We start from the raw sequence: 9989 nt of genomic DNA, 5'->3' as shown, positions 1-9989 counted from the left end.
CCCGCTCGCTCTGCGGGTTTTAGACACTGGCACGCATAACGACCTCTTACTTCTTCCCAGGCAGGTGCCTTAATGGACATAAAGCAACTCAAATTCCTGATCGCGCTGGAGCAGACCCGCCACTTCGGCCAGGCAGCCGCGCGCTGTCATATCACCCAGCCGACCCTGTCGATGCGCTTGCGCAACCTGGAGGATGAGCTGGGCCTGGAACTGGTCACTCGTGGCCAGCGCTTCGAAGGTTTCACCCAGGCCGGCGAGCGCGTACTGGCCTGGGCCAGAACCTTGCTCGCCGCCCATGACGGGTTGTTCGCCGAAGCCGCAGCGTGTCGCGGTCAGTTGGTGGGTAACTTGCGCCTGGGCCTGGTACCGCTCAGCGGATTCAATCCGATCAGCTACGTCCAGAGCCTGTCCCACTCATTCCCGGAGCTCAAGTTCAGCCTGTCGTCCATGAGTTCGGACAAGATCATCGAAGCCTTGGGTACCAACCAACTGGACTTGGGCGTGTGCTACCTGGAACACCTGAACCCCAACTACCTGGAGTTCTTCGAACTGGGTGAAACCCGTGTGGGCCTGTTGTACGACACGCGCCACTTCCATTTCGAAGGTACGGAAATGAGTTGGGAAGACGCCGCCGAGTTGCCCCTGGGGATGATCAGCAATGGCATGCACTATCGAAAATCCATTGACCTGAGTTTCCGCAGCCGCGGCCTCGACCCCCAACCCATACTCGAAAGCGATTCGACGTATCAGTTGTTCCAGGCGATCCACGAAGGTTTTTGCTGCGCGATCATGCCGTTGGACAGCGGCCTGGAGAGCCCGATCGAGAACCTGGCGTTTATCAACCTGCCGGATGCCAGCGTGCTCGCGCCTCTGGGCCTGGTCATGCGCAAGACCGAGCCACGCTCGGCCATTGCCGAAAAGTGTTTTGCGCACGCCAAGCAACTGTTTGCTGCCAAGGCTGCGATCTAGGGTATTGGAGGTTTGTTTATGATTTGCCGAATCGAACAGCCCGTTGAACTCAGCGATGCCAATGCACCGGCACCGCAGCCACTCAATGTCGCTTATCGAGACTATGACGAGGGCGCGCAGGTGTCCCAAGCGGCGCTGGCGGCGGAAATCGCCCTGGCCATCAGTTACAACGGTTTGAGCCAAGCCGTGATGATGGTTTCACCCGGCAACATCGAAGACTTCATCCGCGGCTTCAGCATCAGCAACGGGATCATCGACCACCTGGGCGAGATTTACGACATCCAACTCGCGCATTTTGACCAGGCATGCCAGGCCGACGTCCAAATTTCCAGTCGTGCCTTCTGGGCCTTGAAGGATCACCGACGGCAAATGGCGGGCACCAGCGGTTGCGGGCTGTGCGGCGTGGAAGCACTGGAACAGGCACTGCCCCAATTGGACGTTCTGCAACCCGCGCCCCTGCCGCCCGCGCATCACCTCAAAGGCTTGCGTGAGCGCATCGAAGAGGCCCAGGTCATGGGGAAAAGCACCGGCGCCTTGCATGCGGCCCTGCACTTCGGCGCCGACGGCTCAGCCCTGCTGTGCCGTGAAGACATCGGCCGCCATAACGCGCTGGATAAATTGATCGGGGCGATGCAACAGGCGCAAATCGATGCACGCAGCGGCTTCACGGTGGTCACCAGCCGCTGCAGCCTGGAGCTGATCCACAAGGCGGTCAGGGCCAAGCTGGGCACCTTGGTCAGCTTGTCGGCACCCACCGTCTTAACCGTGCAATGGGCGCGTAAACACCATCTCAACCTGATCCACGTGCCTCACCGGAACGCACCGCGGATCTACAGCCCGATCTGACGCTGCGGGGCTCAATTGACCTGCGAGCGCATCACCCTCACCGGCACCGACTTGTAGGAGGGCGTACCACTGTCGACATCGATGTAATCCAACGGCACCAGTTGGTTGGCCTCCGGGTAATAGGCGCCCACCGAGCCTGTGGATATCTTGTACTCGATGGCGGTGATCTTCTCGTAACGCAACTTGCGCCCCTGGGTGACCGTTTCGATGTCGACCAGGTCACCGTGAGCCAACCCCCTGGACTCCAGGTCGGCCGGGCTCATGAACAACACATCCCTTCGCCCGAACACCCCCCGATAGCGATCATCGAGCGCATAGACCGTGGTGTTGTACTGGTCATGACTGCGCAGGGTGATCAGCCGCAGGACGTCATCACCGTCGACTTCCTTATCCTCATGCAAACCGGGGAATACAAAGAACTCAGCCTTGCCCGAGGGCGTCATCCAGATACGCTCGGTAGCCGGCAGGGGCATGCGAAAACCACCTGGAACGCGAATGCGCTCGTTGTAGTCATCGAACCCTGGGATGGTTTTTTCGATGAGGTCGCGAATCTTGTCATAGTCAGCCGCCAGCGCCGTCCAAGGCACCTTGCTGTCGGGCAATACAGCGCTCGCCAGGCCCGCCACAATGGCCGGTTCTGAACGCAGGAACTCAGAGGCTGGCATCAACTTGCCGGCCGAGGCATGCACCATCGACATGGAGTCTTCGACCGTGATCGACTGACGGGCACCATTCTGAAGATCCAGCTCGGTGCGGCCCAGACAGGGGAACAGGTAGGTTTCCTTGGCCACCAGCAAATGGGTACGGTTGAGCTTGGTGCCGATATGCACGCTCAAGTCCAATTTGCCCATGGCCGGGAAGCACTGCCCCGGATCAGGCAGTGCCACTGCAAAGTTGCCTCCCAGACAGAACAGCGCCTTGGACTCCCCCGCGATCATGGCCTGCATCGCCTGCACCGCATCGTGCCCGTGGGCGGACGGAGGCTTGAAGCCCAGCACCTGTTCAAGCTTGCCAAGAAAGGCACTGGAGGGTTTTTCGGTGATGCCGACGGTTCGATTACCTTGCACGTTGGAATGGCCCCGCAATGGGCAAATGCCGGCACCGGGCTTGCCGATGTTGCCGCGCAACATCAACAGGTCACAGATCAGCCGGACGTTGGCAGTCCCTTCGTTATGCTGGGTGATCCCCATGCCGTAGGTCACGATGGTGGCGTTGGATTTCGCATAGGCGGCGGCCACTTTTTCCATGTCGGCCTTGAGCAATCCACTGGCGGACTCGATGTCTGGCCATCGGGTCGCCAACAAGTCCGCCTTGAGCGCTTCGAAACCGTTGGTGTGTTGCGCGATAAACGCATAGTCGATGACCTCGCCGACCGACGCCTCCAACTCCAGCAACGCTTTCATCACGCCCTTGATCGCCGCAGCGTCCCCACCCGCCTTGACCTGTAGATAAGTCGACGCAATGCGGGTGGAACCATAAGTGGCCATTTCAATCATGTCTTGCGGATCGCAAAAGCGTTCCAATGCGCGTTCGCGCAGAGGGTTGAACACCATGATGGGGACTTTGCGCCGGGATATTTCGTGCAGCGTTCCCATCATGCGCGGGTGGTTGGTGCCAGGGTTGTGCCCGATGGAAAGCACCAACTCACACAGGTCAAAATCATCCAGTGAAACAGAGCCCTTGCCCATCCCGATCGAGCGCGGCAACCCAACGCTAGTGGGCTCGTGGCACATGTTTGAACAGTCCGGAAAGTTATTGGTGCCATATTCACGGGCGAACAGTTGATACAGGTAGGCGGCCTCATTGGAAGCTCTGCCTGAGGTATAAAACTCGACCTGATCGGGCTCTAGTCCACGCAGTATTTCGCCGATGCGTGCAAAGGCCGTTTCCCACGCCACGGGCTGGTAGGTGTCGCTTGCCCGGTCATAAACGAGAGGGTGCGTCAGGCGCCCCAAGTCTTCGAGTTCAAAGTCACTTCGGTGCAGCAACGTCGAGACCGGATGGTTGGCAAAGAACTCAGGCGTCACGCGCTTGCTGGTCGCTTCCCAGGTCACGGCTTTGGCGCCGTTTTCGCAAAACTGGAAGGTGGATTTGTGCTCTTTGTCCGGCCACGCGCAGCCGGGGCAATCGAACCCATCCGGCTGGTTGGTGCGCATCAGGGTAATAGGCGCTTTGAGTGTGTCCATCTGCTCACGCACCGCTGTCGCAGTCGCCTTGAGCGCTCCCCACCCGCCTGCGGGACCATCATAGTTACGTACGCCTGGAACCTTGCGTTTTATAGCCATGATCACTCCATAGACGGTTCATCACCAAAGGGCTGGAACCGATAGCTGCATAGTGACGGCCGTGACAAGGCCGCCATACAAGCGCAAGAACCGTTCACGTCTCTTGAGCGTGATTTAAAACCTAGGTGGCAGGCCCCTCCCTGTCAAAGGCAAAGGACGACCGGTAAACCTGGCGCTCGCCTACTGGAATCGCATCACACGACCCATTACCCTGACGGCCTTTATCAGACAACCGGAAGTCAGATACCCGTGCTCAAGCCCCTTGCTGTCATTGCCCTTGCCTGTACGCCATTCTTTGCCAGCGCTGCCGACCTGGCCGGGGTGTGGAAAGGCACCCTGGGCAAATCTGCCATCGTGGCCTGTTTCAATGGCGCCGATGGCGAGCACGGCAGCTATTACTATCAGCGCATCCTCACGCCAATCCAACTGACCCAAGCCAGCGACAACGCGCCCTGGGTGGAAACGGGCAATACCGGTTTCTGGGTTTTGCAACAGCCGCAGGGCGATACGCTCACAGGCTCATGGAGCAAAAACCCAGGTGGTGCACCGCTGCCACTCAACTTGCAACGTATCGATGCGCAAGGCTGTGGCAGCGACGCCTACAACACGCCCATGGAAGCCGCGCCTCTACCGATCAAGACCGAGAAGAAAACCTTCGGCGAGCACCGCTATCAGCTCAAGACCCAAGGGGCCCGGGTCACGCTCAAGCTCGAAGGCGACAGCCCGGCGTTCCAGAAGATCAACCAGCAACTCGCCGCCCTGGCCGTCAGCGACGATGACCAGGTGAACTACCTGCAAGAGCGGCGCGAGTACCTCGGCCGCAACGGTTCGGCCTACACCAGCGAAATAGACGTGGAGCCCACGTACTGGTCCTCCCAATACATCACTGTCAGGTTTTACCGTTGGGCCGCCGGCACCGGCGCCAGGGGGATCAGTTGGGGCCTGCACTCCTGGAACCTGCAAACCGGTGAAAGCGTCGACCCCTGGACGTGGTTCGGCGGGCATCAGGAGTGGTATGACGCCTTCTCCGGCGACGTGAAGCTGCCGACCCAATTCAGTCGCTGGCTGGCCCAGCAAACCAGCACTGATGAAGGTTGCCCGGCGATCACCAGCTATTCCACCTTCGACCTGAGCTTCAACACCCAAGGCTTGCAACTCTCCACGCGCGCCACGGGTGACGGCTGCGATAACGAACTGAATTTCACCTGGGAGCAATTGGCACCGGTGCTGACCGAGCCAGGCAAGGCGGCGCTACCCCGCTTGAAACAGCCCTGAAAAGCGGGCTCGGCCAGCCTTACAAAAACCCCACATTGATTCACGAAATGTTAAGAATCGCTCTCGTATACTGCTTGATCGCCCACGACCGTTCCCCCGAGCGGTCCCTTTCCCCGGTAGCCAGAATCCATGACGCGCCCCGCCTCTCTGCTGCTCCTTCTCGCAGGTCTGTTATTTTTCTTCGCCCTTGGCGGCCATGAGCTGCAAGGCTCCACCGAAGCCCGCGTGGCCGGGATCGCCATGGCCATGCACCTGGACAATGACTGGGTGATCCCGCGCCTGTTCCGCGAACCCTTCCTGGAAAAACCACCCCTGAGCCTATGGCTGGACGCTGGCGCGATTCGCCTGTTCGGCGCCTCGACCTGGGCGGTGCGCCTGGCTTCGGCGTTTGCCGGGTTGTTCAGCGTGATGCTGTTCTACGGGATGTTGCGCAAGTTTGGCCGTCCCAAGTCGCTGGCGTTCTGCGCCGCGATGATCCTGGCGACCATGGCCAGTTACTGGGGCAATGTGCGGGGTGTGGGTGAAGACTCGTTGCTCAGCCTCGGCGTGACCACTGCGCTGCTGGCGTTCTACCAGGCGATGCGGCCCGAATCCGAGCGCCAAGGCTCCACTGTGTGGGCCTGGGCATTGTTTACCCTGGGGATGGTCATCGCCACCTTGAGCAAAGGTGTGCTGGGCTTGGCGATGCCGGGCATCGTGATCTTCGTGTACCTGGTCGTGACCAGCCTGATGGATAAACGCCTGCGCATCGGCGACTGGCTCAAACCGGCATTGTTCACGCTGCTGGCGCTGGTGCCGCTGCTGATCTGGCTGGGTTTCCTGTACCAGCGTGGCGGGATGCAGGCGGTCGGTGAGGTGTTGTGGACCAACAGCGTCGGACGCTTCAGCGGTTCGTTCGTGGAAGCCGGGCATTACGAGCCGTTCTACTACTACCTCGCGAAACTACCTGAAGCGTTTCTACCCTGGAACATCCTGGTGTACCTGGGCCTGTGGCACTTCCGCAAAAGCCTGATGCGCAATCGCTACCGTCTGTTTTTCAGTGTGTGGCTGGTGGCGCAATTCACCCTGCTGACCCTGGCCTCCAGCAAGCGCACCGTATACCTGATGTCGCTCACCCCTGCCGCTGCCGTGCTCGCGGCCGAATATGCGCGGGTGCTGCTGGAATGCCTGAAAGACCGCAAGCCTGGCCTGTACCGCTACCACCGGCAGGTGATCGGCGGCGTATTCGGCGTGCTCATTGCCTGCTACCTGAGCGCCGCATTCTGGTTCGCGCCCAAGGCGGACGCCGTCGAGTCCTTCGTGCCAGTGATCAGCCAGCTTCAGGCGCTGCAGGCAGAAGGTCGGGAAGTCGCGATGTATCAGCCTAACGAACGGATTGCCGGCGCCGGGGTGTTCTACATGCAAGCCTACGTGCCCATCCTGAACACCGAAGCCGAATTACGTGCGTTCCTCACGGCCAAACCGGGCAACGTTGCGTTGATGGATCACACCGACCGACTGAATGAAAAGGTCACGGTGATCAAGCAGATGGCAATCGGCCGCCAGCCTTACTACTTCGCGGAGCAGTAAGGCCGGCGCGGGTCATCAGTGCTTGGTGACCTTGTCCAGATAACCCATGGCGAACGCCGAGATCACGAAGGTCATGTGGATGATCACGTACCACATCAGGTGTTGTGGATCGACGTTCTTGGCGTCCATGAAGATACGCAGCAAGTGGATGGACGAAATCGCCACGATGGATGCCGCCACCTTCATCTTCAACGAAGAAGAGTCCATGGTGCCCAGCCAGTTGAGCTTTTCTTTGCTTTCATCGATATCCAGCTGCGAGACGAAGTTCTCGTAGCCGGAAATCATCACCATCACCAGCAAGCCGCCAACCAGAGCCATGTCGATCAACGACAGCAGCACCAGGATCAGCTCGGACTCGGCCATCGAGAACACGCTCGGCAGCAGGTGAATCACTTCCTGGAAGAATTTCAGCGCCAGCGCCAGCAACCCCAGGGACAAGCCGAAATAAATGGGCGCCAGCAGCCAGCGCGAGGCGTACATAGCATTTTCGATAAAACGTTCCATTGGATCTCACACAGCGTGGCTAAAAATGGCCGCGAGTATACCAGCCAGTCCCCAGCACCTGTCACCGCGAGAAAACTGACCCAGATGGCATCTGTAAGAGCGTTTTTCTGCTAGTGTCGAGACCACTCACTTGGCTCGATGATGTCGGACAGGAAGACTCAGATGATGGATGTGCGATCCCCTTTGGCCAGCATCGGCCTGTGTGCGGCGCTGCTGATAGCCAGCGGCTGCTCCCCCAAAGAAGAGCAGAAGCAGGCAACACTCGAAGAGAAAACCACAAAATTCGAACAGTCGCTGGACAGCATCCAAGACCCCAAATTGCGGGATGCCATCGCCGACCTTGGCGGTTCGCTGCTGTTACTTGAACGTGCACGCATCAAGCTCGCCAACAAGCCGATCGAAGCCGAATACGGCGAAGACACGCTGGCCTTGCTCAAGCATTACCCAACGCCCCAAGCCTTGGTGGACACCTACATCAACGGCCTGTTCGTGCTGCGCAAAGCCTCCCACTCCGACTACCTCACGGATCTGCAGCCGGTCTTCCCGTTCACCTTCAACAGCCCTGACCAGTTCCCCTTCCCCCACGGCCTGGAATGGCAGTCGGTGACCCTGAGCAACAACAAGGTCATCCCCTTCCAGCCGGAATGGTCGGAAACCGATCCAGGCATTCAACTGAGCCCCAGCAGTTCCAACCTGACCAACCCCGACGACCTGACGGTGACCTACCCCTTCATCGAAGGCGTCGAGACGGACAACAAGAGCCAGCCTCAACCCGTGAGCCTCAAAGGCACGGTTGAAGTGGTGGCACCGGGCAAGGTGCTGACCTTCGACCTGTCAAAAAAGGACGTGGGGCGCAAGCGCACCGAAGGCAACATCACCCTCAACCTGGTGTTGCTGGAAAAAAACTACGCCGAGATCGAGCTGACCAACAGCGCGCCCTTGGCCGCAGAAGTGGGCGACGACTCGCCAAACCCTTTGCTGGTACAGGCACGGGACAGCACCGGGCAGTTCCTGACGCGCTCGGGCTCGATCAACGAAAGTGCAGCCCAAGTGGCGTTCTATGAGAAACAACTGGCCGAGATGCAGAAGCAGAAGGCGTGGTCCGATGCCTTCGAAACGCAACTGACCGACGAGCAGAAAGCCTTCGAACACAAGCAAACCAGCCATTACGCCAAGGTGTATTTCAATGGCGTGATTGACAACTTGCAGGTTGACGTCCTGGACTTTTCCACAGCCACGTTGACCCACAAGGACCTTGACCTGCCGGTGATGCGCTTCGACAGGAACAGTCTGCAGAAGACCGTGCAAGCCTTGCCGATGCCCGTCACGGTGTATGACGACAGCGCCGCCAGCTGGCTCAAAGACGCGGCCATGACCGAAGACCAACTGAAAAAAAGCGTCACCATCAGCCAATCGACCGACGATGCCAGCGCCGCCAAGCTCGTGTTCGACCACCCCTTTACCTTCAATGACGAGCTGGTGGGCGCCGAGCGTAACAGCAGCGATGAACCCATCACCTTCTTCACCGCAGACGACAAGGGCGAGCGTGACGAGCCCATCGAGCTGCCGAGCGAGGCATTTGAGTTGGATGCGGCACGTGGCACCCTCACTTACGACCTCAACCTGTTCCCGGAAACCCCAGCCTTTGTGGTGGGCTCGATCCCAGTATTCCTGGCAACCATCGAGAAGGGCACGGTTGACGTCGCCAAACTGCCCAAGGGCCTGACGCTCAAGGACAACGCCCTGATCATCGATCAGAAAGTGTTTCCTTCCGACAGTTGGCGCTTCTACGCCAAGGACGCCAGCGGCAACTACCTCAAGGAAATCCTCGGCGTCAGCCACCGTGCGGAGGAATACGGCACGGCGATGTTCGACGTGCATTACTTCTATGGCCAGCCGACCACCCTGGAAAGCTACCAGCGCACCGACCTGAACACCGTGCAATACGGCTTTGAGGTCAAGTTGGACAAACCCGAGAGCAAATAGCCGCTCTACAGGGCGAGGCGTTCCTGCCCACCATTGAGCTGTCGCAGATGTGCCTGCATGTGCAGGCACCAGATCTGCGGATCGTCAGCCAGTGCGTATCCGTGCAGGGTGAGACTGTCGACAATCGACTGAAGAATGGTTTCTGCCACGAAGGGCCCATGAAACGGGCCTTGGGACTTGATGGTGGAAGGCTGCTCACCGGTCATTCCGGCGGCAAACAACAAGGTCCACATCCCGTTATCCCCAGCCAGAGGACGAATGGAGCATTCGATACGGGTGACCAGGCCCAGGCATTGGCGGGTAAGGCAAAGGTTGCGCGACATGGCGGCGCCCCTCGGTAGATCGGTGTTCAGCCTCAATCATACGGCGAGGCTGTTTCTATCCTGCGACTCCTGTGGATATCCCTTGAAGTCAGAATAGAAGAAAACCGCAACAAACCAAGGTTATAGGGACCAACGGGCGTTGGCCCCGGAATGACGTCAATTTTGTGGCGAACTTACAACCTGGCGAACTTGCAATTGTAGTGAGCGGGCTTGCCCCGCGCTGGGGGGCGAA

Annotated in this window: 8 protein-coding genes; 5 read left to right on the top strand and 3 right to left on the bottom strand. The window is 59.2% G+C overall.

Annotated features, from left to right (window positions below):
* Positions 1–72: 72 nt before the first annotated feature.
* Both ACRESD_RS03580 and fdhD read left to right on the top strand, forming a co-directional pair.
* The gene (locus ACRESD_RS03580) at positions 73–969 is read left to right on the top strand and encodes a LysR family transcriptional regulator (protein WP_431749665.1); all 897 of its coding nucleotides are present in this window, start codon (positions 73–75) and stop codon (positions 967–969) included.
* 18 nt (positions 970–987) lie between these two features.
* Positions 988–1815: a formate dehydrogenase accessory sulfurtransferase FdhD gene (gene fdhD, locus ACRESD_RS03575; protein ID WP_431749664.1), complete on the top strand. Its 828-nt coding sequence runs from the start codon at positions 988–990 to the stop codon at positions 1813–1815.
* Between the two features lie 11 nt (positions 1816–1826).
* Here the strand turns inward: fdhD and ACRESD_RS03570 are convergent, their stop codons facing one another.
* The gene (locus ACRESD_RS03570) at positions 1827–4100 is read right to left on the bottom strand and encodes an FdhF/YdeP family oxidoreductase (protein ID WP_431749663.1); all 2274 of its coding nucleotides are present in this window, start codon (positions 4098–4100) and stop codon (positions 1827–1829) included.
* Between the two features lie 249 nt (positions 4101–4349).
* Here ACRESD_RS03570 and ACRESD_RS03565 point away from each other — a divergent pair, with 249 nt between their 5' ends.
* Together ACRESD_RS03565 and ACRESD_RS03560 are read left to right on the top strand one after the other, a co-directional pair.
* Positions 4350–5375: a hypothetical protein gene (locus ACRESD_RS03565; RefSeq protein ID WP_431749662.1), complete on the top strand. Its 1026-nt coding sequence runs from the start codon at positions 4350–4352 to the stop codon at positions 5373–5375.
* Between the two features lie 129 nt (positions 5376–5504).
* Complete coding sequence (locus ACRESD_RS03560) at positions 5505–6944, top strand: ArnT family glycosyltransferase (RefSeq protein WP_431749661.1); 1440 nt, start codon at positions 5505–5507, stop codon at positions 6942–6944.
* Between the two features lie 15 nt (positions 6945–6959).
* Here ACRESD_RS03560 and ACRESD_RS03555 read toward each other — a convergent pair whose 3' ends face one another.
* The gene (locus ACRESD_RS03555) at positions 6960–7448 is read right to left on the bottom strand and encodes a TIGR00645 family protein (protein ID WP_016976786.1); all 489 of its coding nucleotides are present in this window, start codon (positions 7446–7448) and stop codon (positions 6960–6962) included.
* Positions 7449–7610: 162 nt separating this feature from the next.
* Here ACRESD_RS03555 and ACRESD_RS03550 point away from each other — a divergent pair, with 162 nt between their 5' ends.
* The gene (locus tag ACRESD_RS03550; protein ID WP_431749660.1) at positions 7611–9434 is read left to right on the top strand and encodes a hypothetical protein; all 1824 of its coding nucleotides are present in this window, start codon (positions 7611–7613) and stop codon (positions 9432–9434) included.
* 5 nt (positions 9435–9439) lie between these two features.
* Here ACRESD_RS03550 and ACRESD_RS03545 read toward each other — a convergent pair whose 3' ends face one another.
* Positions 9440–9757 (bottom strand): hypothetical protein, encoded by a 318-nt coding sequence (locus ACRESD_RS03545; RefSeq protein WP_431749659.1) that lies wholly within the window; start codon positions 9755–9757, stop codon positions 9440–9442.
* Between the last annotated feature and the right edge of the window lie 232 nt (positions 9758–9989).

This window comes from Pseudomonas sp., from assembly GCF_050739995.1.
Classification (GTDB): Bacteria; Pseudomonadota; Gammaproteobacteria; order Pseudomonadales; family Pseudomonadaceae; genus Aquipseudomonas.
Note: the sequence above shows the minus strand (reverse complement) of the source record. Positions and strands in the feature narration are given on the sequence as shown.